General features: G+C 72.3%; 26 protein-coding genes and 1 pseudogene. 12 read left to right on the top strand and 15 right to left on the bottom strand.

From position 1 onward, the window contains the following. Window positions 1-295 precede the first annotated feature (295 nt). From QWJ13_RS29875 to QWJ13_RS29865, 3 genes are all read left to right on the top strand, one after another. Complete coding sequence (locus tag QWJ13_RS29875; RefSeq protein ID WP_316528387.1) at window positions 296-1,222, top strand: DMT family transporter; 927 nt, start codon at window positions 296-298, stop codon at window positions 1,220-1,222. A 141-nt stretch (window positions 1,223-1,363) separates the two neighbouring features. After that, a complete protein-coding gene (locus tag QWJ13_RS29870; RefSeq protein WP_316528386.1) occupies window positions 1,364-1,948 on the top strand; it encodes a DinB family protein in 585 nt (194 codons plus the stop codon). A 40-nt stretch (window positions 1,949-1,988) separates the two neighbouring features. Then, a complete protein-coding gene (locus tag QWJ13_RS29865; protein ID WP_316528385.1) occupies window positions 1,989-2,432 on the top strand; it encodes a helicase associated domain-containing protein in 444 nt (147 codons plus the stop codon). 95 nt (window positions 2,433-2,527) lie between these two features. Here the strand turns inward: QWJ13_RS29865 and QWJ13_RS29860 are convergent, their stop codons facing one another. The 4 genes from QWJ13_RS29860 to QWJ13_RS29845 form a co-directional block, all read right to left on the bottom strand. Then, a complete protein-coding gene (locus QWJ13_RS29860; protein WP_316528384.1) occupies window positions 2,528-3,073 on the bottom strand; it encodes an NUDIX hydrolase in 546 nt (181 codons plus the stop codon). Between the two features lie 96 nt (window positions 3,074-3,169). Next, a complete protein-coding gene (locus tag QWJ13_RS29855) occupies window positions 3,170-4,822 on the bottom strand; it encodes a hypothetical protein (RefSeq protein WP_316528382.1) in 1,653 nt (550 codons plus the stop codon). Continuing rightward, window positions 4,819-6,303: a hypothetical protein gene (locus QWJ13_RS29850; protein ID WP_316528381.1), complete on the bottom strand. Its 1,485-nt coding sequence runs from the start codon at window positions 6,301-6,303 to the stop codon at window positions 4,819-4,821. Before QWJ13_RS29850 ends, QWJ13_RS29855 begins: the two co-directional genes overlap by 4 nt. After that, window positions 6,300-6,953, bottom strand: coding sequence for a nucleoside/nucleotide kinase family protein (locus QWJ13_RS29845; RefSeq protein WP_316528380.1), 654 nt, complete (start codon window positions 6,951-6,953; stop codon window positions 6,300-6,302). The genes QWJ13_RS29850 and QWJ13_RS29845 overlap by 4 nt, the downstream gene beginning before the upstream one ends. Window positions 6,954-7,298: 345 nt before the next feature. Here QWJ13_RS29845 and QWJ13_RS29840 point away from each other — a divergent pair, with 345 nt between their 5' ends. Beyond that, entirely contained in the window at window positions 7,299-8,684 is a 1,386-nt protein-coding gene (locus QWJ13_RS29840) for an NsdA family TPR-like regulatory protein (protein WP_316528378.1), read from the top strand. 92 nt (window positions 8,685-8,776) lie between these two features. Here QWJ13_RS29840 and QWJ13_RS29835 read toward each other — a convergent pair whose 3' ends face one another. Then, window positions 8,777-9,193, bottom strand: coding sequence for a hypothetical protein (locus QWJ13_RS29835; protein ID WP_316528377.1), 417 nt, complete (start codon window positions 9,191-9,193; stop codon window positions 8,777-8,779). Between QWJ13_RS29835 and QWJ13_RS29830 the strand changes: the two genes are divergently transcribed. Next, entirely contained in the window at window positions 9,192-10,100 is a 909-nt protein-coding gene (locus QWJ13_RS29830) for a hypothetical protein (protein ID WP_316528376.1), read from the top strand. The two genes, QWJ13_RS29835 and QWJ13_RS29830, sit on opposite strands and share 2 nt — an antisense overlap. Before the next feature lie 121 nt (window positions 10,101-10,221). Here QWJ13_RS29830 and QWJ13_RS29825 read toward each other — a convergent pair whose 3' ends face one another. From QWJ13_RS29825 to QWJ13_RS29810, 4 genes are all read right to left on the bottom strand, one after another. Beyond that, entirely contained in the window at window positions 10,222-10,368 is a 147-nt protein-coding gene (locus QWJ13_RS29825; protein WP_316528375.1) for a hypothetical protein, read from the bottom strand. An 11-nt stretch (window positions 10,369-10,379) separates the two neighbouring features. Next, entirely contained in the window at window positions 10,380-10,898 is a 519-nt protein-coding gene (locus QWJ13_RS29820; RefSeq protein WP_316528374.1) for a hypothetical protein, read from the bottom strand. Between the two features lie 295 nt (window positions 10,899-11,193). Then, window positions 11,194-11,823 (bottom strand): CAP family protein, encoded by a 630-nt coding sequence (locus QWJ13_RS29815; RefSeq protein WP_316528373.1) that lies wholly within the window; start codon window positions 11,821-11,823, stop codon window positions 11,194-11,196. 284 nt (window positions 11,824-12,107) lie between these two features. Further along, window positions 12,108-12,446, bottom strand: a complete 339-nt coding sequence (locus QWJ13_RS29810) for a cyclic-phosphate processing receiver domain-containing protein (RefSeq protein ID WP_316528372.1) — start codon at window positions 12,444-12,446, stop codon at window positions 12,108-12,110. 107 nt (window positions 12,447-12,553) lie between these two features. On the opposite strand from QWJ13_RS29810, the gene QWJ13_RS29805 reads away from it, so the two are divergent. Beyond that, complete coding sequence (locus tag QWJ13_RS29805; RefSeq protein WP_316528371.1) at window positions 12,554-13,093, top strand: pyridoxamine 5'-phosphate oxidase family protein; 540 nt, start codon at window positions 12,554-12,556, stop codon at window positions 13,091-13,093. 87 nt (window positions 13,094-13,180) lie between these two features. Here QWJ13_RS29805 and QWJ13_RS29800 read toward each other — a convergent pair whose 3' ends face one another. After that, on the bottom strand, window positions 13,181-13,951 hold the full coding sequence (locus QWJ13_RS29800; protein WP_316528370.1) for an SDR family oxidoreductase: 771 nt from the start codon (window positions 13,949-13,951) through the stop codon (window positions 13,181-13,183). A 192-nt stretch (window positions 13,952-14,143) separates the two neighbouring features. On the opposite strand from QWJ13_RS29800, the gene QWJ13_RS29795 reads away from it, so the two are divergent. Then, on the top strand, window positions 14,144-15,046 hold the full coding sequence (locus QWJ13_RS29795; protein ID WP_316528369.1) for a helix-turn-helix transcriptional regulator: 903 nt from the start codon (window positions 14,144-14,146) through the stop codon (window positions 15,044-15,046). A gap of 97 nt (window positions 15,047-15,143) precedes the next feature. Here QWJ13_RS29795 and QWJ13_RS29790 read toward each other — a convergent pair whose 3' ends face one another. Continuing rightward, window positions 15,144-15,671, bottom strand: a complete 528-nt coding sequence (locus QWJ13_RS29790) for a DUF6790 family protein (RefSeq protein WP_316528368.1) — start codon at window positions 15,669-15,671, stop codon at window positions 15,144-15,146. Between the two features lie 57 nt (window positions 15,672-15,728). Between QWJ13_RS29790 and QWJ13_RS29785 the strand changes: the two genes are divergently transcribed. The 4 genes and pseudogenes from QWJ13_RS29785 to QWJ13_RS29770 all read left to right on the top strand — a co-directional run bounded on the left by QWJ13_RS29785 (window position 15,729) and on the right by QWJ13_RS29770 (window position 19,436). After that, window positions 15,729-16,220, top strand: coding sequence for a MarR family winged helix-turn-helix transcriptional regulator (locus QWJ13_RS29785; protein WP_316528367.1), 492 nt, complete (start codon window positions 15,729-15,731; stop codon window positions 16,218-16,220). A gap of 54 nt (window positions 16,221-16,274) precedes the next feature. Next, window positions 16,275-17,267, top strand: coding sequence for a helix-turn-helix transcriptional regulator (locus QWJ13_RS29780; RefSeq protein WP_316528365.1), 993 nt, complete (start codon window positions 16,275-16,277; stop codon window positions 17,265-17,267). Further along, window positions 17,177-17,509, top strand: a pseudogene (locus tag QWJ13_RS34425) (Tn3 family transposase); the annotation flags it as partial. The gene QWJ13_RS29780 and the pseudogene QWJ13_RS34425, both read left to right, overlap by 91 nt. A 187-nt stretch (window positions 17,510-17,696) precedes the next feature. Then, window positions 17,697-19,436, top strand: a complete 1,740-nt coding sequence (locus QWJ13_RS29770) for an RICIN domain-containing protein (protein WP_316528364.1) — start codon at window positions 17,697-17,699, stop codon at window positions 19,434-19,436. Window positions 19,437-19,801: 365 nt separating this feature from the next. On the opposite strand, the gene QWJ13_RS29765 is transcribed toward QWJ13_RS29770, so the two are convergent. From QWJ13_RS29765 to QWJ13_RS29750, 4 genes are all read right to left on the bottom strand, one after another. Further along, entirely contained in the window at window positions 19,802-20,386 is a 585-nt protein-coding gene (locus QWJ13_RS29765) for a hypothetical protein (protein ID WP_316528362.1), read from the bottom strand. An 82-nt stretch (window positions 20,387-20,468) separates the two neighbouring features. Beyond that, entirely contained in the window at window positions 20,469-21,971 is a 1,503-nt protein-coding gene (locus QWJ13_RS29760) for a tyrosinase family protein (RefSeq protein WP_316528361.1), read from the bottom strand. 230 nt (window positions 21,972-22,201) lie between these two features. Further along, entirely contained in the window at window positions 22,202-22,480 is a 279-nt protein-coding gene (locus QWJ13_RS29755; protein WP_316528360.1) for a ScoMcrA-related endonuclease, read from the bottom strand. A gap of 17 nt (window positions 22,481-22,497) precedes the next feature. Next, window positions 22,498-22,845, bottom strand: a complete 348-nt coding sequence (locus QWJ13_RS29750; protein ID WP_316528359.1) for an antibiotic biosynthesis monooxygenase family protein — start codon at window positions 22,843-22,845, stop codon at window positions 22,498-22,500. A 132-nt stretch (window positions 22,846-22,977) separates the two neighbouring features. Between QWJ13_RS29750 and QWJ13_RS29745 the strand changes: the two genes are divergently transcribed. Then, entirely contained in the window at window positions 22,978-23,265 is a 288-nt protein-coding gene (locus tag QWJ13_RS29745; protein WP_316528358.1) for a hypothetical protein, read from the top strand. Window positions 23,266-23,406 lie beyond the last annotated feature (141 nt).

The following is a 23,406-nucleotide window of genomic DNA, read 5'->3' as shown; positions in this document are numbered from 1 at the left end:
GCGGCATGTCACACACCGTCACACCGGGGAGCGGCGTGGGCGGGAGGCGCACCGGCGGGAAGACCTCCGCCTGTCCCGGCGGGGCCCGGGGCCGTATTGTGGGGGCATGTCTTTCGCAGCAGTTCTCTCGCCGCCCGCCCTCTGAGGCGGGTCGCATCGACACCGGCGCGTAGGTAGGCCACGGGCCGCGACGCGCTGATTGGTTGTGCCCCCGCAGACGCGAGACCACGACCATCCGCTCCGTCTGGAGATCCCTTCCGTGTCGAAAACTGCTGTTGTCATCCCTGCTGCCCCCGTGCCGGCGCCGCGCTCCGTGCGCCGCGGCCTCGCCTGTCTGGCATTCGCCGGCGCCGCCTGGGGCACCACCGGGGCCGCCGTGGACATCGTCTACCGGTCCAGCGACTTCGGGCCCATGGCCGTCTCCTTCTGGCGCTTCCTGACCGGCGTGGCCCTGCTGCTCGCGGCGGGCATCTTCCGCCCGGCCCGCAAGGCGCCCGCGGCGCCGCGGCCGAGGGGCCGGCGGGTGCTGCTGTTCACGGGCACCGGCATCGCTCTGGCGGTCTTCCAGAGCGCCTACTTCGCCGCCGTGCAGGACACCGGGCTGGTGGTGGGCACCATCGTCGCGCTCGGGGCGGCGCCGGTGTTCACCGCCGCCGGCGGGCGCCTGTTCCTGGGCGAGCGCGTCGGCGGCGGCGGGCTGCTGGCCATCGGCGGCACGCTGGCCGGCCTGGCGGTCCTGGTGCTGGGTAACCGGGCCGGCGTCGTCCACCCCCTGGGGGTGGGCATGGCGCTGCTGTCCGCCGCCGGCTACGCCGTCTCCACCCTGCTGGGCCGGTGGACCGGGCGGCACGGCGGCGGTGAGGACCCGTACACCCTCACGGTGGGGTCCTTCGCCGTCGGCGCGGCCGTCATGCTGCCGTTCGCCTGGGGCGAGGGCCTGGTGCCGCACACCGCCCACCCGGGTCACGTCGTGCTCCTGATGCTCTACGTCGCCACCGTCACGACGGCGCTGGCCTACCCGCTGTACTTCGCGGGGGCGGGCGCCGTCCGGGCGGCCACGGCGTCGGTGGTGATGCTCATCGAGCCGGTCAGCGCGGCGGTGCTGGCCGTGCTGTTCCTCGGCGAGCGGCTCACCGCGGCGACGGTCGTCGGCACGGTGGTGATGCTGCTGGCCATCGCCGGCCTCGCGCTCGCCGAGTCGCGCCTGGAGGCGAGGGACTGACCGGTCATGAGGTGACCTGAGAGGGGTGTGGTGCGCCGGGTCCGGCCCTGGCGCACCACGCTCAGCCGCACGGCGTCCGGTCGTTGCGGACTACGTACGGGATCTTGAGAACACTGGCAGCCCGTGGCAGGCTCATGCCGCATGATCGATGGATTCGCGAAGGACAACCTGCACGGGAGACTGCGGCGGGACCGCGAGGCGCTGCTCTGGAAACTCGACGGCCTGTCCGAATACGACGCCCGCCGACCTTTGACAGCGACCGGCACCAACCTCCTCGGCCTGGTCAAACACGTGGCCACCATCGAGGCCAGGTACTTCGGCGAGGTCTTCGACCGCCCCTCCCCGGAACCGCTGCCCCGGTGGCAGGACTCCGACGGCAGCGATCTGTGGGCCACCGAGGGCGAGACCCGCGACCAGATCACCGGGTTCTACCGGCGCACCTGGGAACACTCGGACGCGACGATCAACGCGCTTCCCCTCGACGCCCCCGGCCACGTGCCCTGGTGGCCGGAGCCTCATTCCGACACGAACCTGTTCGCCGTCATGGTCCACGTCCTCGGCGAGTCCATCCGGCACGCCGGGCACGCCGACATCCTGCGCGAAGGCCTCGACGGCCGAACCGGGCTGCGCCCCGAACACGAGAAGCGGATCGACGAGGAAGCCCGTGCGGCCTACCGCGCGAAGATCGAGCAGGCCGCCAGGGAGGCCACACCGATCAAGGCCTGACGCCGATCTTCCCCCAACCCCAGCGGAGCCCCCGGCTGAGGTGCTCGCCGACCATGGCCGTTCTCAGCGCCAACCGCTGTACCGATATTCCCCGACACCGATGGTCGCCGCAGGTGGGTCGCCGGGCGGCAAGGTCTTTCACGAGCGCAACACGCGCGTCCGATTCGCCGGCCTCACCAAGGCAGAACGCAGAACACTGACCCGCCTCGGGTTCGTGACCAACGTCGAAGATGCCGAATTCGCGAACAACATCAAGCTGCTGAAGGCGTTCGCGGCACAGAATGGGCACGTGCGCGTCCCCCGGTCGGAAAAGGCCGGCGACCTCAACACCCTTGGAAACTGGTTGAAGCACTGCCAGAGGAAGGCACGGAAGGGCAACCTCAGCGCGACGGAGCACGCTGAACTCACCGCATGCGGGGTCGTCCTCCCACCGCTGCCCGACAACGAGAACCAGACCACCTTCCCGACCCCCGTCCCCAGCTGAACCTCGCTCGCGCGAAGGGGCCCTCCCAGGCATTCACTCAAACGAGTGAGTGCCTGGGAGGGTGGTCGGAGCCAGGTCCGGAGGTCCGGCCGGGGTCAGATCCAGGTGTAGTTCTGGTCCGTGATCGGCTCCAGCTCGAACCGGTGCACCGGGGCGTCGGGCCCGTCGAGCTCGGCGATCTGCCGGCCGATCGGTGGGAACAGCGGCAGGCCGTCCACCTTGCGGTAGTCGTGCCATTCGATGGTGCCGACCTCGTGGCTGCCGTCGGGGAGCTCGTCGAATTCCTGGGTGGCGAGCTGGGCCCGGACCTCGGGGGTGACGTGGAGCCGGTAGATCAGGTGGAACTTGCGGGGCGGCGGGGTCGGACCGGGTCGGCTGATCCGGGCGTCCGCCATCCAGATCAGCTCCGGCTCGGTGGACGCCTGGTCACGCCCGAGGCCGAGTTCTTCTTCGAGCTCGCGGTACACGGCCTCGCGGTAGTCCTCGCCGTCCTGCACGTTGCCGCCGATGGTGGTGTAGTGCACGGATTCGGCCCGGTCCCGTCGCAGCAGCGCGACGTCGTCGCCGCAGAAGACCAGCCCGGTGACGCGGACCTTGATCCTGCTGAACGGCTTGGGCGTCGTCGCTTCGGTGGTGCTCATGGGGTTGGTGCTCCTTGGTGGGGATGGTGTTGTGCTGGAGGTTTCCAGCGGTCCTCCCGGGTCAACACCCGGGAGGAGTCGGTGTGTTGAGGTGTTCTAGCTTGCCCCAGGGAAGCCGTGGGCCGTGCGCGCGTCGGCCTGGGCGATGTGTTCGATCTCGACGCCGGTGAGGGTGAAGCGGCGGAGCCGGCAGCCGGTGGCGCGCATGACCGGGGCGAGGTGGCAGGGGTCCATCTCCTCGATGAGGACGGTGGGCTGCTCGGTCGGTGGGTTCTTGCGGCCGGTGACGGCGAGCGGCAGGCGGCTGTCGGTCCAGGGCAGCGGGGTGATCCGCCAGATCGGTCCGCGGACGGTGGAGAGGCTGGCCTGGCCGAAGCCACGCTCTTCCCGCAGGGTCATCGGTTCGCCGTCGGTGGCGGCCAGGCCCCGGAAGAGGTGGAGGGCGCGTCCCTGGTTGACGATCTGGCCGGTGTCGATGGTGAAGTCCCGGGAGAAGAACGCGGAGGCCGGGTAGCCGGCGGTCAGGAGCGCGCGGGCGTGGACGCCGACCATCGGGATGACCCGTTCGCGCAGGTGGGCGGCGGCCGCCTTGTCGACGGGGTCGAGGGTTTGGGCCTTGGTACGCAGGGCGGACAGCACGGCGTCGATATCGCTGGCGGTGGCGTTCGGGAACGCCTGGCGCCGGGCCAGGCCGCGGGCGGCCTTGTGGTCGAGCAGGGTGTTCAGGAAGTGGCGGGTGGCGTCGGTGTAGCCGGCCGCCTTCCGGGTCTCGGTGGCCGGGTAGATGTTCAGGGCGGTGAAGCGGCCGTCGGGGTGGAAGTCGGGGTCGGCGCTGTAGTAGTCGCCGTCGGCGTTGGTGAAGCGGTGCAGGCTCACGGGGGTGGCCTGGTGCTGCACGGCCAGGACCCCGGAGAGGGCGTCGTGGACGGTGGCGCTGTTCAGCTGGGCGGCGTCGGCGGTGATGTGGAGGTAGGGCCGGCCGGGGGTGGACAGGACGGGCTGGTTGCGTTCGTCCAGGCACTCGATGGCGGTGATCGGCAGCGGGCTCGGGTCGGGCTGGGTGGAGATCAGCAGGTGCGGGCCGACCTTCAGGACGTGGTGGCCGTCGATGTGGGTGTCGGTCAGCTCGGCGATGCCGACCAGCGGCGCGAAGCGCAGCTCGACGGCGGCGGTGGCGGCGCCGTGGCCGAGGCGGTCGAGCAGTGGCTGGTAGATCCGCAGGGTGTGGGCGAGGCCGGCGGTGTACTGGTCGCGGGAGGTGCCGGGGGCCTTGCCGATGTAGCCGGTGGCGTACGGGGTGAGGGAGAAGCGGATGCCGTCGAAGACCTCGCCGAGGTCGGCGACGATGCGGCGGTGCATCTCGCTCAGGCGGGCGTTCTGGGCGGAGAACCCGACTGAGGACATGCGGATCTTCACCCCCAGGACGTCGCGGGCGAGCTCGGCGTAGGTGTCGAGGTAGGGGTAGGAGCTGATGTCGTTGTCCAAGTAGGGGAAGACGACGCCGGGGCGGTGGATGCGGCCCTGGGCGACCCGGACGCCGCGGGCGGCGGCCTCGTCGGCGAGCGCGGTCATCAGCTGGGTGAGGCCGCGCGGGGTGAAGCGCCACAGGTCGCTGCCGGCGGCCTGGCTGCACATCGCGCACTTGTTGACGCAGCCGACCTCGGCGGCGAGGTATTGCAGGCGGGTGAGCGCGTCGTCGGGCACGGCGGCGAGCTGGGCGCGCAGGCTGGGCATCGTTGCGGTGGTCACGGGGCGGTTCCTTCCTGGTGGTCGGCGGGGACGAGGTGCTGGTCGAAGGCGGCCAGGAGTTCGCGGCCGGCCTTCGAGAGGGTGTGCGGGCTGGCGAAGGGGGCGTCGGCGGCCGCGGTGATGCCTTCGGCGGTGCCGAGTTCGGCGCCCGGCTCGCAGATGGTTCCGGGGGCGGGGAGGCTGGCGAGCAAGACCTCGCCGGGCCCGGCGTCGGCCGGGTGCGCACCGGGGCGGACCCACCGCAGGTGGCCTTCGTGGATGCGGTAGACGCCGGGCAGAGCGAGGTGGGGGTCGAGGTGGACGGGCACCTCGCCGCGGTGGCGGAGTTTGAGGTAGTAGGGCCCGGGTGCGGGTCCGGCGGCGAGGTCGACGGTGGCCGCGTTGAAGTCGTCGGGCTCCGGCAGCCAGGTGACCGGGTGGTTGAGCATCGTGGTCAGGTGAGCGGCCAGGAAGGGCGGCAGGCCGCGCAGCTGCTGGTTGACCGCCGAGACCTCGGTCGTGCCCTGGTTGCGGCAGTTGATCTCGTTGAGGAACACCTTGCCGTCGGGGGTCAGCATGGCGTCGAGGCCGAACAGGCCCTTCATCCGGTGCTTGTCCCAAGCCCAGGTGGCGATCCGCACGGCCGCGTCGACCAGGCGGGCGGCGGCGTCCTCGGGCCAAGGCAGGCACCAGGTGTTCCCGCCGCTCTTTCCCTCCGCGACTCCGGCCTCGGACACCCTGACGGCCTTGTGGGAGGGCCGGTCGACGTAGACCCGCAGGCAGCCGGCGTGGTCCGGGACGGACAGCACGGTGGTGTTCGAGGACCAGCCGGTCACGAACGCGGTGACCCGGTAGGGCCCGGCCATCTCGGCCGCCCGCGCGAGGTCGGTCTCGTCGTTGACGAACACGGTGCCCCGTCCGCCGGAGTCCGCGCCGCACTGCACCACCACCCTCTCCGAGCGCACGAGGCGGCGGAGCTCGCGCAGGCCCGGCAGCGGGCCGTCGACCCGGGCTCCGGTCAAGTGCAGGCCGGCCGGGACGCCGGAGTGGTCGAGGATGCTGCCGAAGTTCGCCTTGTCCTCGACCTCGGCCCGCAGGCTCGCGTCGACGGCGGCCACCGTGCCACGCGGCCCGGCCCACCTCCGCAGCCGGTCAGTGGCGTACCAGGCCGCGACGACCGGCCGCCCGTGGCGCCGGACGGCCGCCTGGGCTGCGCGGTCGAGGGCGGCCATCCAGGACCGACGCTGGGCGACACCGCGAAGCGAGGTCCGGCCCTCCAGCGTCAGCGCCTCGAACGGCGACGCGGGCACCCATGGCTCGTAGCAGCCGATGGCCAGTGCCGGGCGGGCGGTGGCGATCGGCACCGGCCCGGCGTAGGAGGTGCGGCCGCTGCTGGCGAACCGCTCGGCGGCCACCAACGGCCTCCCGCCGAGGGCCGCCGCCAGCTCGTGCTCGGCGGCCTGCCACAGACCGGTGTCGCGTGCGGGCATGAGGAAGGTCATGCGCTCCACCTGGATTCGGACTCGGAGGTCGGCAGGGTGGGCAGACCGGCGGCGGCGAGCACCTGGTCGGCGATCTCCTCAGGCGTGTGCTCGGCCGTGTCGAAGATCAGGAGGTTGCGGTGGCGGCGGCCGACGAAGTTCAGCAGGCTCGCGTTGAAGCGGGCCGCGAAGGGCTCGTCCTCGACGCTGCGGCGGTCGGCGGCATCCACGTCCGCGCGCAGCACCATCCGCTCGCGCCGCACCTGCGCACTGGCGTGCAGGTACACGGCCACGTCGAACGTCGCGAACGCCTGGCTGGCCCACAGCGCGAGGGCGGCCGTGAGGTAGGGGCCGCCCGCCAGGCCGAAGGCAATCGTGCGGTCCGCGTAGCCGTCCTGGATGATCACGGCGTCGGCCGGCCGGGGCGGGTCGACACGGACGAGGAGTCCATCCAGGGCGTACCCGCCGACCAGGAACGCCGCCGTGATGGCACTGCTCTGGGCCTGCCTGACCAGGGGGAGCTTCTTCAGCAGCGGCTCGACGGGGTGGTGCTCGGCGAGCATCCCGCGGTGCCGCACCGCGGCGACTCCCCGGGCTTCGAGGGTCTTGATCAAAGTGGCGACCAGAGTGGTCTTGCCCGACATGTCCAGTCCGTCAACGAGGATGCGCACGGTGTGTCTCCTGAACCTCGATGGGGTAGGGCCCGGTCCGCCGGACACGGGCCGGTGCCCGTGCGCGGCTCGGGGAGGGGAAGGAACGTCCTCGCCAGCCGCGATCGGCCGGCAGTGTGCTTGAGGCGACGCCGCGGGCGTCTTGTCGAGCCCGGCCGGCGTGAGAACCAGCAGACACCCGCCGCGCCGCACAGGGCAGGGCTCACAACGGGGGCTCACAATCACGAAACCCCGCACACACAAAGCGAGTTGGGCTAGGCTCGCCCTCCCGGGTGTGCGGCCGACGCGGAGCCCATGCCGCCCCGGTTCCACAAGTCCGATCCGGACACCCAAGGGGTCACCACCATGGCGCAACGCCGTGCCAAGGAGCCGAACCACCGCCTCGCCCGCCTCATCGAGCAGAGCGAAGCCAGCAACGCCGCCCTCGCCCACCGCGTCAACGAGCTCCTCGCTCTCGCCGGCGTCGACCGCGCGTACACCCACACCTCGATCCGCAACTGGACGGCCCGCGCGATGGTGCCGGACCCGCCCGCACCCGCGTTCCTCGCCACCGCACTGGGCGAACGGCTGGGCCGGAAGGTGTCACTCGAAGAGATGGGGATGGCCAAAAGTTCCGCGGCCACCGCCGAAACCGGCTTGAGTTTCCACCGAGACCCCGATCAGGCCCTCACCCTCGCGGCCGAGTATTGGAGCACCGTGGACCGCCGCCGCTTCCTCCAGAGCAGCCCCTTCGCCCTCACCGCCTACACCACCCCGGTCACCCGGTGGCTGGCCGTCCCCACAGACCCGCCCCTTGCCCGCGTCGCCGGACACCGCGTCGGCCACGTCGGCCGCGCAGACCTGGACGACCTGTGGAGCGCCGCCGAAGACGCCCGCCGCTGGGACTCCAAGTACGGCGGCGGCAACTGGCGCGCCTCGCAGGTCACCGACTGCCTCAACCAGCGTGCCGCCCCGCTGCTGCGCGGCACCTTCACCGAGAAGATCGGCACCGAGCTCTTCGCCGCCACCGCCGAACTCGCCCGCGTCGCCGCCTGGCACGACGTCGACATGGGCAACCACGGCAGCGCCCAGGCCCACTTCGTCCAGGCCCTCCGCCTCGCCCGCGCCTCCGGCGACCTCGCCGTCGGGTCCTACGTCCTGGCCACCATGAGCCTGCACACCTTCCTGCGAGGCTTCCCGAACGAGGCCATCGACATGGCCGAAGGTGCCTACGAGCGCGCCAAACACGACGCACCCGCCCGCGTCCTCGCCTTCGCCAAGCTCGCCGAGGCCCGCGCCCACGGCCTCGCCGGCGACGCCCCGGCAGCGGCAGCCGCACTCAGCCGCTGCGAACAGCTCGTCACCGCCGCCGACACCGACCCCCGCGACCCCGACTGGCTCTCCTACCTCACCCACGCCCGCGTCGCCACCGACGCCGCCGAGATCTACCGGGACCTCGGACGCCCCGCCGAAGTCCTGCGCTGGAACGAGCAGGCCGCCACCATGCCCGCCGGCGTCTTCAGCCGTGCCGTCGGAATCCGGCAGACCGTCATCGCCACCGCCCACCTCCAGCAGCGCAACCTCGAACCCGGTCTCGAAGCCGGCGAACAGGCCCTGACCATCCTCAGCACGGTTCACTCCACCCGCAGCCGCACCTACCTGCGCACCCTCATCACCAACCTCGCCCCCTGGCGAACCGAACCCGCCGTCGCCGACTTCCTCCACCGCGCCGACCAAGTCCTCACCCGTTGAGGGCCGACCGCCGCGAGCGCGGCGGTGCGCCACGGGCGGAGGAGGCCATGGCCCTCGATGGGCCATGCGCCCGGGAGGCCTGCGGCAGGAACTCACCGGTCAGACAGCAGCTCGCTGAGCGTGGACTTGGCGAGGCTCAGTTCCTCACGGACAGCAGCCTGAGACCCATGGTGGTTGACGAGGAGCTGGGCCGCGATGCCCCGTTGGGCTCGTACATCCGGTCCGACGGTGGAGCGCGGCAGTTCGGTGATGGTGGCGGCCGCCTGGACTCCGGCAAGGGAGTGCACGGTGCGCGCCTCCGTCGGCAGGGCGAGCGAGGCGACCATCCGTAGGGCGTGTCGGGCAGCGAGCAGCACCGGCGGAAGGTTGTCCTCCCGAAGGTGCGGCTGCTGGTAGACGATCCGGGCGGCATCCAGCTCGCTGGCAGTGTCGATGTGCAGGTAGTGCCCGCTGCGGGTCACCAGCAACCGCCGGCCGCCCGCGGTGGGGAGCGCGAGCCGCTGCCCCATGAGGACCAGCGTCACCGAGATCCGTGCGCGCCAGAGCACGCAGGACCCGTGGGAACTCGTCCGGGTCCTGCCCGGCAGCGAGCAGGACACCGCGCTGCTCGGACTGATGCTCTCCGCGCTCGACTCGCCGACGATCCTCGACCTCGTCGCCCCCGGCTCCCGGCGCAAGGTGGACGTCCACCCCGACCCATGCCCGCTGTGCCACCACCGAGCCCAGCCCGGCCCGCGCGCGTACGGGTTCTGGAACACCGATGCGCAGCTGGCTGCGGAGTACGAGCAGGGATGGCGCGACGTCGATCGACGCAGCGTGATCGAGCTGCCCAACCCCGCGGCCGCCGACGCTTGGATGCACGACATCGCCGAGCGGTTCGTCCGCCGCGGCGGCGGCTTCCGGCGAGCCGAGCTCACGGTCTTCCAGGTGCCGGCCACGCACGACCGCCCCGCACGGTACGACCTGCTGATCGCCGCAGCTGACTCCGAGCTGTGGCTGTGGCACCGGCGCCCCACCAGCCGCACTGACCTGCGGACCCCAGATCGGGTGCTGCGCCTGGCCGCTGACGGTTCGGTTGTCACTCTCACCGGCGAAGAAGCGGCGGGGCATCGGCCGGTGGTGAAGCTGCCCAAGCACGAGTCGCCGTCCAAGGTGGTGGAGGGCGTCGGCGGTCGGGAGTTGGGCTGGTTCGACGACGGCGGAGCGGGGCTCCTGGTGTCGGTGCTCGACCCAGCCAGTTCCGCCGCGGCGATCAGGGTCCTTGCCGGTGGTGAGGAGGAGTTGGGGAACGGAGTGCGGGGCCTGAGGGTGTTCGGGCGCTATGTCGGTGACCGGCCACCCCTCACCCGCGTCGCCGACCTCGCCCCCGACTTCGTTGACCTGGTTCCCACGATCCCGCGCCGCAAGCGCGGGTGAGCTGGTCGCGCCCGGCTCCTACGGTCCGTCTCGAACGCGGTGCTGTTGTCCATGAGGGCAGCACCGCATCCACCACCCACGACGTCCTGGTACCGCGGGCCGTGGGGTCGGACCGGCTAGGTCAGGACTCTTGAAGGAGGTCCTCAACGACCCGGATGAAGCCTGCGGTGTCGCGATCGTCGATCCAGCGGGCGTACGCGAAGTACTTGTCGGCCTGCTCAGCGAACTCGCGGGTCTCGGCAAGGTGGTGAAGTCCGGGTTCGATCATGTTGCTGACAATCACGATGGTGTCGGCTTGCTCGGTACCGAGAAGGGACGGGTTGAGCTTCCCATCATCTGGAGGGCGTTGAGGGCCCGGTTGGGGGCACCGAACATAGCCTCGACGATGACGGACTTGCCCCCCTTGGTGACGATCAGGTCTGCCCGGCTCAAGCCCGGACCGAGCTGCGCGTCGGTTGCCACGGCGTCTTCGCCGAAGTGTCCGACGAGGCGGTCCCGGATCACGTTGAAGTAGGCGCGCTCGGAGTTGATCGCGATGTCGAGGATGTTCCGGATGCGGGGGCGTTCTTCGACTGCTGCGGTGACGATCTCGACCCGCTCGGTGTCGTCCTTCGCTGAGGCAAGGTCACGGCGGACCTGTTCGACTGTCCAGTCGATCTTGCCTTCGGTGAGGCCGATGGAGGTGATGCGACGGCCCATGACGGCGAGTACCAGCAGAATACTGCCGATGGTGATGAGGGCGGTGGGGCCGACTTCGACCTCGGTTTTGAACACCGCGGTGGCGCCGGCGCCGGCCATGGCGGTTCCGGCTATGCCAAGGATTGTCCGGGCGGTCGGGGAGAGCTTGCCTTCGGAGGCCCGGGCCTCTGCGTGCGCGGCCCGGCGGGCGCTTCAGCGTGCCCGCCAGTCAGGGGCGTCGGTCGTCATGGCGTGCAGCGTACGGGATGCCGGTACGACTTCCGGCGGGCCTACCCGAGGAAGGGGTTGGGGCTGGCGGCGAGGCCGTCGGCGAGGTGGGGGACGTGGGGGAGGAGGTCGGTGTGGGGAGGCCCCGTGGGCCCCCGGCGGTGGGCCGGGGGGCCTGCTGTTTGTCCTACGGGGCGGGCAGGACGTTGTCCTTGTAGTCCTTGGCGGGGTCGTGGGGGTCGGTGGTGAGGTTGCCGGGTGGGGTGAACTCGCAGGCGATGTAGGTGTCGAACCAGCGGAAGCCGTCGTGGTCGGGGGTCTGGTCGCGCGGGCCGCCGACGCGGGCGCAGCCGACGGTGGTGGTGGACTTCCAGACGAGCTGGGTGAAGTTGCCGGCGGTTTCCTTGAAGCCGGGGTCGGCGAAGTCGTAGTTCCTGATCTCGCGGTACCAGGCGTCGACGGCGGCTTGGCAGGTGCGGGGGGTGTAGGCGGCGTCGGTGTCGCGGGTGGCGTAGGAGGTCCAGCCGAGGATTTCGCCGTAGCCGTCGGCGAGGCCGTTGTGGTGGAAGCCGTTGGGCTGGGAGACCTTCTGGGCCCGGGTCTTGGCGTAGTCCACGGTCTTGGGGTCGGTGGTGAGCGGGGGTGCCTGGTGCTTGGCGCGGTAGGCGTTGATGGTGGTGAGGCAGTCGCTTTGGAACGCGGTGTCGCTCTGGTCGGTGTACGCGCCCTGGGGCGGGGCGGCGGCTGTCGTCGTCATGAGGGCGAGGGCGGCCGCCGCCGCGGCCAGGGCGGTCCTGCGGATCGGAGGTGTCGTCACGGGACGCTCCTTCTGGGGCTGGTTGTGCCGACCTGCTCAACGCGGTCCGCGGCGCCAGGGCACGCGGCAACTTCGCCCGTCGGGCCTTGGGAGTGCCCCGGAAGAGGGTTGTTTTAGACAACGGACGAAGAAGCCACCCTCTCAGTCGCAGGGTGGCTGATGTGCGTGGGGAAGGCGAAGGCGAGGGGCGCGCGCGATTCTCCTGGGTGGGTGGTGTACTCGGCGGTTGTCTAAAACAACCCTTCAGAGAGAGGAGCGGACCCCTTTTGCCGGTGTCGGATCCGCTAGGCCGTCGCCCGCCGCACCCGGTAGTCCCAGCGCGTGAGGGCCTGGACGACCCTCGCGGCGCCGATCGGGTTGGCACTGTGGACGAAGACCGTTCCGATGCGAAAGGGCTCCCCGCCGAAGGCCGCCTCCTCCAGAAGGGCCACCACGGGAAGGATGTCGTCATCGCCGCCGAGATCGTGGTCGAGCCACAGCTCGTCGATGTAAGCGCCGCGGTGCTCCTCCAGCAGCCGGACGCCGTCCCCGCTGGTCCGGGCGATCCGCGTGGCCCTGGGCAGCGGCCGCAGGTCGTCGATGCCGAGGATGACGGGCGTCGGCGGGGAAGGGGCCTCGTTCACCGGATCATCATCGCAGCACAACCGGACCCGAAATGACGACAGGAGATGTCGGGATTCGACGGGACAGTAGGGACGCCGACGCAACGACGGACAGGACAAGGACCCCCGTGCACGAGACACCCGACGAGCTCCACCGCCTCCAGGACCTCCTGGACACCTCGCTCTCCCGCTCCACCGCCCACCTGCGCTCCATCATCAGCGGCGAGCGCACCCTCACCGCCGGACAGCTCACCCGCGTCCTCACCGGCATGTGCACCCTCGCGCTGGCCACCGTCACGGCCAAGGGCGAACCGCGGATCAGCGGCGCGGACGGGCACTTCCTCCACGGCACGTGGCACTTCGGCACCGCGCGCACCGCCGCCAAGGCCCGCCACCTCGCCGCCCGGCCCGCCATCAGCGCCGCCCACCTGCGCGGCGAGGACCTCGGCGTCTTCACCCACGGCGCCGTCGAGGTCCTCAACCCCGCGGACGGCGAGCCCGCCGCCGACTGGCCCGAGCTGCTCGCGTACTTCCAGGACTTCTACGGCGCCGACGCCTTCGACTGGGACCACGACGTGGTCTACTACCGGCTGCACCCGCACTGGATGACCGCCTACGCCGCCGACCCCGCCTCCCTCGACCCGGCACCCTCCGACCACCGCGGCTGAAGAAGGCCCGGCCAAGGCGCGGACACCAGGGAGCCCGCCCTTGTCCGACGGGGTGCGGGCCCCAAACGCCCGCACCCCGTCGGCGGGTCAGGCGGGCTGGCCGGTGGGCATGATCGTGATCTGCTGCAGGTTCACGCGCGGCGGCAGCGAGGCGGTGAACACGATGGACTCGGCGATGTCCTCCGAGTGGAGCATGATGTCGTGGATCCCGGCCGTCCACTCCTGCACGCCCCGGTCGGTGACGTGGTCGTGCAGCTCGCTGTGCGTCATCCCCGGCTCGATCGCCGACACGCGCACGTGCTTCTCACCCAGCTCGGCGCGCAGGTGGCGGGAGAGCTGCGTGACGTAGGCCTTGGTGGCCGAGTAGACGGCGAAGTTCGGGAAGATGTTCTTCGCCGCGATCGAGGACAGGTTGACCAGGTCGGCGACGCCGCGCGCGGCTCCCGCCGCGACCAGCTGCGGAACGAACGCGCCGATGACGTTCATCAGGCCGGTGACGTTCAGGTCGATCTGACGCTGCCACTGGTCGGTGCGCAGCTCCTCGACGGGGGCCGGGAGCATCACCCCGGCGTTGTTGACGAGCAGGTCGACGGTGCCGAGCTCCCGCTCGACCCGATCGGCCGCCGCCCGTACGGCCTCGGCGTCGGTGACGTCGACGGCCAGGGCGATCGCGGTGCCGCCGGCCCGCCGGATCTCGGCGGCCAGCGCCTCCAGGCGGTCGGCGCGGCGGGCCAGCAGGGCCACCTCGGCGCCGCGCGCGGCCAGCCGCCGGGCGGTGGCCTCGCCGATGCCGCTGGAGGCTCCGGTGACCACGGCGATACGGCCGGCGAGGGTGGTGTCGGTGACCAGTTCGGGCATGGGGTGGTGCTCCTTCATCGCTGTCGGCTGCGGCCGTTTCCCGCCGCCTCATCCAGGAGACCAGCCGCACGGGCGCTCGTGGCGGCCGTGGCTGGCCCGCTCCCGCCTGGTACCGCCAGTACCAGGTTTGCGGGCCCGCGCCCTCACCCACGATCCGCACAATGGACGTACGGAACGGATCACGGAGGCCGTATGAAGCAGACCGCGGAGCTCGGCGCGTTCCTGCGCTCCCGCCGCGCCCGGCTGCGGCCCGACGACGTCGGGCTCGCACCGGATGCCCGCGCCCGGCGGGTGGCCGGGCTGCGCCGTGAGGAGCTGGCCCGGCTCGCCGGCATCAGCACCGACTACTACATCCGCCTCGAACAGGGCCGCAACGGCAACGTGTCCGAGGAGATCCTGCACGCCCTCGCCGAGGCCCTGCGCCTGGACCGGACCGAGCGCGCCCACATGATGAACCTGGCCGCGGCCGGTACCGGTGCGCGCCGCCGCGCCCCGGAGCGCCCGCAGCGGGTCCGCCCCGGCCTCCACGAGGTACTGGACGTCCTGGACCACGTACCCGCGTTCATCCTGGGCCGGCGCACCGACGTCCTCGCCGCCAACCGGCTCGCCCGCACCGTGCTCACCGACTTCGAGGCACTTCCGGCGAGCCGGCGCAACTACGCCCGCTACCTGCTTCTCGACCCCGCCGCACGGGAGAGCTGCCTGGACTGGGAGCGCACGGCGGCGGAGACCGTGGCCATGCTGCGCCTCGACGCCGGCCGCCACCCCCAGGACCGGCAGCTGACGGCCCTGATCGGCGAACTGTCCGTACACAGCCCGCAGTTCCCCCGCTGGTGGTCCGACCACCAGGTCCAGGAGCGCAGCCACGGCATCAAGCGCTACCGCCACCCCCTCGTCGGCGACATCACCTTCCGCTACGAATGCCTCTCCCCGCCGGACGACCCCGACCAGACCCTGTGCATCTACACCGCGGGCCCCGAACCCTCCGACCGGGAGAACCTGGCACTGCTCGGCAGCTGGACAGAGCGGGACACCACGCCCACAGCCGGCCCCTCACCCGCTACCGAGCGCGGATCCACACCCCGCCGGCCGTAACGCCCCTCCCGGGCTCCGCTCCCGCAGCCGCGGTCAAGCGCGATGCCGCCGGGCGTGACCGGTGCGGAGCCGCCGGGCGACGGCACTCGCCGCCGTGTCAGGCGGCCGGGCGGGCGCCGTCGCCGAGGCCCGAGCGGGCGCGGCGGACGTCCCGGGCGGCCAAGGCGATCATGACGGCGGGGATCAGAACGTCGTTGGCGAGGATGCCACCCGTGTTTCCGGCGGCGTGGTCGCCGTGGGCGAACCACTGGTGGACGTGGCCGATCGCGGCCCCCCACAGGAACGCGGCGGCCGCCAGCCCACTCGTGAGGCGCTCGCGGGGCGACGCCCACGCGCCGCGGAAGCCCAGTACGGCGAGGCCGAGGTTGGCGAAGGCCAGCTCGAACTGGAACGGCGAGGTGGCGAATCCGATGGTGTCGGCCATGCCCTTGGGGAGCGCCAGGAACGAGATGGTGATCCACAGGCTTCCGACGCCGAGGGCGCCGACTGCCCACCAGCGCTGCCAGATCTCCGCCGCCGACCGGCCCGGGCCGCGGCGACGGCAGCTCAGCAGCGCCCCGAGGGCGGGCACCAGCATGAACAGGAGCGGAAACGTGGTTCGAACGGCATAGGGAAGATTGCCCATGGGATCGAGTGTTGCATGGTTAATATTAACACTGCAAGTATCCGGTAGGATGAGCTCATGGACGAAGGACTGGCAGAGCTGCTGTACCGCGTGGTCATGCTGATGGGCGACGCGGCACGGCGCCGCTCCGACCCGGACCAGCGCCTCTCCCACAGCCAGCTGCGACTGCTGGGCACCCTTGAGGAGATCCAACCCGCCACCCAGCACCAGCTCGCCGAGGCCCTGGCCCTGTCCGACCCGGCCGTCAGCCGCTCCCTGCGCCCACTGGAGGCGCAGGGGTACGTGACGATCAGCGTCGACCCCGCCCACCGGCGCCGGCGCCTGGTCGCCCTCACCCCGTCGGGCCAGGCCGCCTTCCTGGCCGAGGGCAAACCCCTGGAGGAAGAACTGCGCACCGCCCTCCTCCAGGCGGGCTTCCCCTACGACCGCTACCTCGCGGACACCCACCGGCTCGCCGCGCTGCTGACACCCACCCAGCCACGGCGCGCCGCAGCGGCCCGGCAGCCGAACGCCGGCGCCGGTGCGACGGGGGCCGAAGAGCCGCACTGAACCGTCATCGCCCCTCTTGCCCGTACCTTGGCTGGACCCCCGAAGGGAGCGGACATGCGCGCGAGCCGGGCCATCGCCCTGCTACTCCTCCTCCAGAGCCGGCGCACGATGACCGCCGCCCGGCTCGCCGCCGAACTGGAGGTCTCCGAGCGCACCGTGCAGCGGGACGTCGCCGCGCTCGCCGAGGCCGGGGTGCCGGTGTACACCGAGCGCGGCCGCGGCGGGGGCTACCGGCTCGTCGACGGCTACCGCACCCGCCTCACCGGCCTCGAACGCGCCGAAGCCGAAGTGCTGCACCTGGCCGGGCTCCCCGGCCCGCTGCGCGACATGGGCCTGACCGGCCCCGCCCTCGCCGCCCGGCTGAAGGTCGCCGCCGCCCTGAGCGACGGCGACCTGGGCGACGCCCCCGCGGCCGCCGCCCGGCGCTTCCACCTCGACGCACCGGCCTGGTTCCGCGAGGCCCGGACCCCGCCCCTGCTTGCCGAGGTGTCGCGCGCCGTCTGGCAGGAGCGCGTCCTGCACGCCCGCTACGCGGCGCGCGGCGGCACCCGGCAGCAGCGCCTGGAACCGTACGGCCTGGTCCTCAAGGCCGGGCAGTGGTACCTCGCGGCGCGCGGCGCCTCGGGGCAGGTCCGCTCGTACCGGGTGGAGCGCTTCGAGAGCGCCGAGGCCGGCGAGGAACGCTTCGAGCGCGACCCGCAGTTCGACCTCGCCGCCTACTGGGCCGCGGCCGCGCGCGAGTTCACCCGCGCCCTGCTGCGGGAGCGGGCCCTGGTGCGCCTGAGCCCGTTCGCCGTCGAGCACCTCGCCGCGCTGCTGGAACCGACCGCCGCCGCCGACGCCCTCGCCACCGCCGGCCCCGCGGACACCGACGGCTGGGTCACCGTGACCCTGCCGGTCGAGAACTGGGACATCGGCTACCTCGAACTCCTGCGCCTCGGCCCGGAGGCCGAAGTCCTCCAGCCTCCCCACCTGCGCGCCCGCCTCGCCGAGGCGGCCCGCCGCGCCGCCGCCCTCTACGACCCGCCCGGCGACCCGGCGCCGTAGGCGTCCGACGCCCCGCGCGGCTCCCGTACGTGCTGGGCGTCCTCGACGACCACGACGGCTGGCGGCGCCCGGAGATGGCGGTCACCGACACCGCCTCGTCCTCCGACATCGTGTTCGACCCGCTCACCCTGGCCGGGTTCGCATACGCGCCACAGCCGGCCGACCTGCCCGACCAGAAGCGGTGGCGCAGTGACCGCGCCGCCGACTACGGCGCCCTCCAGGGCGCAGCCCGCGACCGGCTCTCGCCGAGGGCTGCGACGTCCGTGACCAGGACGTCGCCCGGCTCTCGCCGTCCGTCCGCCACCACGTCACTCCTCACGCCCGTGACTCGATCTCGACGGCCGCGTGTTCGGTGCGGTTTCCGGGGCAAAGGGCCGGGCAGCGTCGGGTGGCGGCATGTGCCTCGAATATCCGACGTTGGGAGTGAAGGTGACCGTTCGTCCGCACTATTCCGAACTTCGGCCGGACGCGGGGACCTATCTGGTCCGCTGCGCGAGGTCGGGCCTGTACATGACGGCGCAGGGCACGGCCCCGGGGTCTCCGGTGGCGCAGGAGGCGCTGCTGCGGGGCCAGGCGCTGGAGCGGCAGCTGTGGAACATCACGCACGCGCCCTACGAGCGAGGCGTCATGACCCGGCACAAGCTGGAGAACCGGGCCAGCCGTCAGCTGCTGCACGTGCGCGGGGACAGCAAGGGCCTGTCCGCCGTTGCCGAGGTCTACAACGGCAGTACGGAGGCGGTGGAATGGCTCTTGTGGCACGAAGGCGCGAACCTGTGCTCGATCCGCCATGTCCTGGAGTCGCAGCTGGTGCTGACGGTCGAGGGGCGCTCCATGAGCGCGGGTGCGGGGGTCGTGCAGTGGAAGGACGCGCAGGAGTGGGTCAACCGGGGGTGGCAGCGGTGGATCCTCGAAGAGGTCGCCTTGGGTGAGAACCCCAACGACACCCCGTTCGAGCAGCTGCGGGATGCGGCCTACACGATCGCCGGGGGCAGGGTCGATCAGGACACCGACAAGGGGGTGGCCGGCACGGGCGCCGTCGGCAAGGTGCGCGACGGGCTGTTCCAGGTGGCGGGCGGCAGGGTGGAGGGCCGGGGGCGCAAGGTCTTCGACCAGCCCGGAACCTACGCGGTGACCGTGCCCGACGGGGTGAGTCGGGTGACGGTCTCGGCCTGGGGCGGCGGCCAGGGCGGCGGCAGCGGTGCGGGCGGCGGCGCCGGTGGCGGGGGCGGCGGGGGCGCCACGGTGGCAGTGAATGAGCACGGCACACCGGACGCCTCTCCGTACGTGGGGGGTGGCGACGGTGCGGCCGGCCTGTCCGGCGGGGGCGGTGCGGGGGGCGCCAGCGGCAGCCACCTGCGGTGCTCGTTCGCCGTGACGCCCGGGGAAGTCCTGGGCATCACGGTGGGCGCCGGCGGCGCGGGCGGTCCCGCCGCCCAAGGCGCCGGCCCGGCCGGTGGCGGCGGAGCGGAGCGGGGAGGAAGTTCCGGTGATGCCGGCAAGCCGGGCAACCCCGGACAGCCCGGGGACGCCACGGTGATCGCCACCTCCTGCCGGCCTGAAGACAAGCGGGTTCTCGTCACCGTCGGCGGCGGGGCGAGCGAAGGCGCGCAGGTCGCGCCCGGTGGAGCGGGCGGTGGAGGCGGAGGCGGCGGAAAGGGAAAGCTGTCCCGCGGCAGCGATGCCTCCGCCTCGGAGTCGGACAGTCCCGGCGCCACCTGCGGCAAGCCGGTGCAGAACGCTTCCGCCGGCGGCGCTGACGACGTCCACACCGACGCTCCCGTGTTGGGCCGGGGCGGCGAGCCGGCCAAGCTCAAGGAGCACCAGGAAGAGCAGAAGCCGCAGGATGCTGACGACGAGCGGGAGAAGTGGCACATGCCCGGCCAGACCCGGACCGTGACCGTGTGGCGGCACGAACCCGGGGGGGCGGGTCCGGCGGAACGGCGGCCACCGACTCCCGGATCGGGCAGCACCCCGCGTACGGGGCCGGAGGCGCCGGCGGCAAGGGCGGCACCGGAGGAAGCCCCGGCCAAGGAGGCAGTGCAGGGAACTGGACGCATTACGAAGGGTATGCGGGCTTCACCGGCGGGCCCGGCGGCGACAGCCAGCCCGGCCAGCCGGGCCGGCCCGGTGCGCTCACCCTTGAGTGGTAGCGACTCCGCCACGCCGTAGGAATACGGCGAGCGGCCGCCCCCGCTCGGAACCGACCATCGACGTCGGCCGCCGGCTCGGCGTAGGCCCCGCCCCGCGCACCCGGCCGTAGCCGGACCCCTGGGGTGGTCGAAGCCGCGGTGCTGCGGCTTCGACCACCCCCTCGCGTTGTCAGCGTCGGCTGTTGCCGGGCGCGAGCAGGCGGGTGACGGGGCGGCGGCGGGTGACGTCCACCGGCTTGGCGCTCAGGCCCGGCGCTGCCTGCCGTCCTGCTCTGCCGCTGTCACCCGATCCGGTGGCCTCCTGGACGTGCCCGACCCGCCACCGGGCACTGGCCGACAGGCGATCGCGGAACAGTCGCCCGCGCCGGGCCGGGCGGGGTGCGCTCAGGCGACCAGCTCAGGCGACCAGTTCGGGCCCCTGCTCACGGCCCCCGGCGGCAGCGGTCGGCCGAGGGCGAGGAGGGCCTCGGGCGGGACTCCGTACGTCAGGACCCGGTCGGCGTCCCGGGTGTGCTGGACCGTCGCGTCCAGGACGCCGGAGAAGCGGGTGCGGGTGCAGGTGCGCCACTGGACGGCCGCGACCCAGCCCGTGGCCATGGCGATCCCCGCGTAGCCGCGGGCGCGGCCGTCGGGCCAGGTCGGGTCGAGGGCGCGGCCGCGGCTGTCGGCGCACCAGGCGTGGCGGGAGACCGTGCCGTCCTCCTCGATCACATACCCCTCGGTGTACGCCAGGCCGGGCGAGCGGCGGGCGATGCGCCACGCGTTGGGGAACCCGGCGCCGCCGTTGCCGCGCCGGGGCATCCCGACCGGCCAGGGGGACGGGGTCTGGAGGCGCCCCTGGGCGAGGACCACGGCTTCGACGGTGAGCGTGCCGCGCGCGGCCCTCGCCCGCAGCGCGCCGGCCAGGACCCGCTCGTGGAGCGTGGTCCCGGCGCTATCGGCGAGGGGGACCGGAGGGATGGGGGACACGCTGGTCAGTCTTCTCAACGCCCAGGGGCCGCGCGAGGAGTGCTACGCCATCCGGTGCGGCCCGCCCGCGTCCCCGATCCGGCTACGCCTCCTGCACCAGCAGCCGGGCGTTGACGGTCGGGTTGCCCGCCTGGGCGAGCGGGAAGGCCGTGCCGATCCCCGCGTGCCCGGGCACGTCGATCCGTACCGACAGGGTCCGGTCGAGCAGCTGGTCCTGGGTCATCCGGAAGTCGATGTTGACGATGCCGTGCTTCACGCAGGTCGCGCAGCGGCGCGGGTCGTCCGGCTGGAAGAAGTAGCGCTTGGCGACCGGTTCGCCGTCCGCGAGCAGGCTCACCACGAACGATCCCGGGATGTTCAGCCGGTCGATGCCCTTCACCCGCACCGAGACCGGGTCGGAGCTGCGGAAGGCGAAGGTGCGGGCGGCGTCGATGCTTCCGGACAGGTTCTCCAACGCGCCCTCCGCGGGGCTGACGAGGTCCAGGCGGTCATAGGAGACCTCGGTCTCGATCGTCTGGTCGGCGGTCCGGCTGAACGGCGGCAGGGCGTTGAAGGGCGTCGTGAGCCAGTCGGTGTCCGTCCCCAGCGTGGTCCGGAACCCGGTGAGCGTGGTGCCGTGGACGCGGGTCTGCCAGCTCAGCCAGAGGCGGTCGATGTTGCAGTGGAAGAACCAGAACACCGGGTCGAAGGAGGAGACGTCCTGGTTGCCCATCGTCGGCCCGATCGATCCGTGGCCGCCGTCGTGGGCCTGGATCGAGAAGTCCTGGTAGCCGCTCACGTTGAAGGAGCCCCACAGGGACTGCTTCAGCGAGGTGGTGATGTCGTCCAGGACGCCGAAGTCCTTCAGGTTCTGCGCGATGGTGGCGAGCGGGTAGCGCTGGGTGGTGTACGGGAAGAATCCGGTGACGGGGTGCGGCGTGGCGGCGGCGCCCGGGTCGGCCGGCAGGACGTACCGGTCGAACGGCGGGTGCTGGAGCCGCTCCGGCAGGGCGGTGGAGATGTCCCAGTAGGGGAGCGTGACCTGGGCGCAGCCGGGGACGGAGCGCAGCGCGTCCTCGAAGTCGAGCAGGTACTGGCGGTGCCAGGGGTTGAAGCGGTCCTCGTGGTGCAGGCACCAGCGCCTGGGCAGGCCGTGCTGGCCGGCCAGGGCGAAGTAGCTGTCCGGGGCGGACGGGTCGCGGGCCATCATGCCGGTGAACGCCGTGGTCAGCAGCTGGAATTCGGGGTCGCTCAGCGCCGTGACCTCCTTGCGCAGCCGGGCCGGGGGCTGCGCGGCCGGTGGCGCGGGTGCGGGCGGCGTCGCGGTGCCGAGGGGGTAGCCGTTGACGATCCAGTTCTTGAACGTCTGGGAGCGTTCGGCGCTCCAGTGCCCGGCCGTGTCCGGGGGCATCTGCGGGTTCGGTGGGGCGGTCTGGGCGTAGATGGAGAGCGCGCTGGTCTTCACCCCGTCGTAGGTGCCGAGGTCGATGCCCTTGGCGGCCATGTGCTCCACGTCCTGGGGCCGGAAGAAGAAGCGGATGTCCGCCAGATAGGTGGGCGCCGCGACGACCTGGTCGGCGGTCGGGCTGCTCTGGGGCGTGGTCATGCTTCCTCCGCGGGGCTCCGGACGGGCGCTGTGGCCGACCGCGTGCGGCGGCCGCCGAGGCCCATGCTCGGAGGCGTGCGGGTGACCGGCGAGGCGGGCTGGTCCGGTCGGCGGCACGCCGCGCGGTACGGCTACCCGGACGCGCAGGCGCCGCAGGTCGTCCGGTGACCGGCGAGCGCGCCGGTCGTGCGGGACGGTTCCCCGGCCTGAACATGGCCGGCCGGAGGCGGTCAGCGGATCTGCCGCACCTCGAAGCCGGCGCGCTCCAGCCAGGCCGCGGCGGCCGTCTTGCCGCCCGAGAACTCGCCCCCGGTGAGGGCGCGCCCGTACTCGTACTGATGGGCGACGCCGGCGATCGCCTTGGAGTCGTAGGTGCGCCCGCCGTGGTGCAGCACGTACCTGACGGCCTTGCCGAAGCCGTACGTCTCCCGGAAGGTGGCGGCTCCGAGGCGGTCGCACTCCTCGATGGCCCTCAGGACGGACTCGCGGCTGAAGATCCCTTTCTGCATGGGCGCAGCGTACGGGCCTACTCGTCGGCCGTGCGGGTGAATCCGTAGGCGCGTTCGACCTTGGCGACGTGGAGGGAGTACGAGGCGTACCAGTGCTCGCGGCCGTGGGTGCGGGCCACGGTGTGCTCCGCGTGCTTGCGCCAGGCGGCGATCGACTCCTCGTCCTTCCAGTAGGAGACGGTGACGCCCAGGCCGTCGGCGCGGCGGGCGGAGTCGATGCCGAGGTAGCCGGGCTGCTCGACGGCGAGTTCCATCAGCCGGTCGTCCGTGGCCCGGTAGCCGTTGTCGCCGGGGGTCCGTACGGCGGTGAAGATCACGGCGTAGTAGGGCGGGGCGGGCAGCGACGCGGGCACGGGGTCGGTCACGGAGGTCCTCCAGCGGGCGGCGACGGGGTCGTCTCGAACGATCTCCTGCACCCGTCCGCTCACACAACCCCGTCGTCCGATTACTGACCTCCGCTTTACCTTCAAGGACCGGGCCCGGGGCTCCGTGAGCGGGTGCGGGCCACGGCGGTGGTGCTGCTCGACCTCGACGTGGGCCGCGCCGAAGTCGTCATGGCCTCCAGCGCGCTCTACCCGGTCGCGTTACGCAACGGCACCCTGGCCGTCACCGGCCTGCTCGCCTCCCTCTACCCCGTCAGCACGGTGCTCCTGGCCCGGATCGTCCTCAAGGAGCGGATCCGCCCGGTCCCGACACCTGGGCGTGGTCCTGGCCCTGGGCAGCGTCGCGCTGCTCGCGTGGAACTGATCCGACCCGACAGTTCGAAGGCCCACCAGGCGATCTGAGTGACTTTCGCGGAACTCCGACCCGGCCGACCTGCGCTTTTGTGTTGCCGACTTGTGTCCCGACACACGCGGGTCGTGTCAGGATCCGGGCTGATCATCTGGAATGCTGTTCTCCGTCCACCGCCCACGGCTTTGCGCGGC

This window comes from Kitasatospora brasiliensis, from assembly GCF_032654805.1.
Taxonomy (GTDB): Bacteria; Actinomycetota; Actinomycetes; order Streptomycetales; family Streptomycetaceae; genus Kitasatospora; species Kitasatospora brasiliensis.
Note: the sequence above shows the minus strand (reverse complement) of the source record. Positions and strands in the feature narration are given on the sequence as shown.

What these genes read in the sequence shown, in the direction of transcription:
- QWJ13_RS29870 (WP_316528386.1), top strand. Translation starts at nt 1,364, where the DNA reads ATGATCGATGGATTCGCGAAGGACAACCTGCACGGGAGACTGCGGCGG.
- QWJ13_RS29860 (WP_316528384.1), bottom strand. Translation starts at nt 3,073, where the DNA reads ATGAGCACCACCGAAGCGACGACGCCCAAGCCGTTCAGCAGGATCAAG.
- QWJ13_RS29850 (WP_316528381.1), bottom strand. Translation starts at nt 6,303, where the DNA reads ATGACCTTCCTCATGCCCGCACGCGACACCGGTCTGTGGCAGGCCGCC.
- QWJ13_RS29840 (WP_316528378.1), top strand. Translation starts at nt 7,299, where the DNA reads ATGGCGCAACGCCGTGCCAAGGAGCCGAACCACCGCCTCGCCCGCCTC.
- QWJ13_RS29830 (WP_316528376.1), top strand. Translation starts at nt 9,192, where the DNA reads ATGAGGACCAGCGTCACCGAGATCCGTGCGCGCCAGAGCACGCAGGAC.
- QWJ13_RS29835 (WP_316528377.1), bottom strand. Translation starts at nt 9,193, where the DNA reads ATGGGGCAGCGGCTCGCGCTCCCCACCGCGGGCGGCCGGCGGTTGCTG.
- QWJ13_RS29825 (WP_316528375.1), bottom strand. Translation starts at nt 10,368, where the DNA reads ATGATCGAACCCGGACTTCACCACCTTGCCGAGACCCGCGAGTTCGCT.
- QWJ13_RS29820 (WP_316528374.1), bottom strand. Translation starts at nt 10,898, where the DNA reads ATGGCCGGCGCCGGCGCCACCGCGGTGTTCAAAACCGAGGTCGAAGTC.
- QWJ13_RS29800 (WP_316528370.1), bottom strand. Translation starts at nt 13,951, where the DNA reads ATGCCCGAACTGGTCACCGACACCACCCTCGCCGGCCGTATCGCCGTG.
- QWJ13_RS29795 (WP_316528369.1), top strand. Translation starts at nt 14,144, where the DNA reads ATGAAGCAGACCGCGGAGCTCGGCGCGTTCCTGCGCTCCCGCCGCGCC.
- QWJ13_RS29790 (WP_316528368.1), bottom strand. Translation starts at nt 15,671, where the DNA reads ATGGGCAATCTTCCCTATGCCGTTCGAACCACGTTTCCGCTCCTGTTC.
- QWJ13_RS29785 (WP_316528367.1), top strand. Translation starts at nt 15,729, where the DNA reads ATGGACGAAGGACTGGCAGAGCTGCTGTACCGCGTGGTCATGCTGATG.
- QWJ13_RS29780 (WP_316528365.1), top strand. Translation starts at nt 16,275, where the DNA reads ATGCGCGCGAGCCGGGCCATCGCCCTGCTACTCCTCCTCCAGAGCCGG.
- QWJ13_RS29760 (WP_316528361.1), bottom strand. Translation starts at nt 21,971, where the DNA reads ATGACCACGCCCCAGAGCAGCCCGACCGCCGACCAGGTCGTCGCGGCG.
- QWJ13_RS29755 (WP_316528360.1), bottom strand. Translation starts at nt 22,480, where the DNA reads ATGCAGAAAGGGATCTTCAGCCGCGAGTCCGTCCTGAGGGCCATCGAG.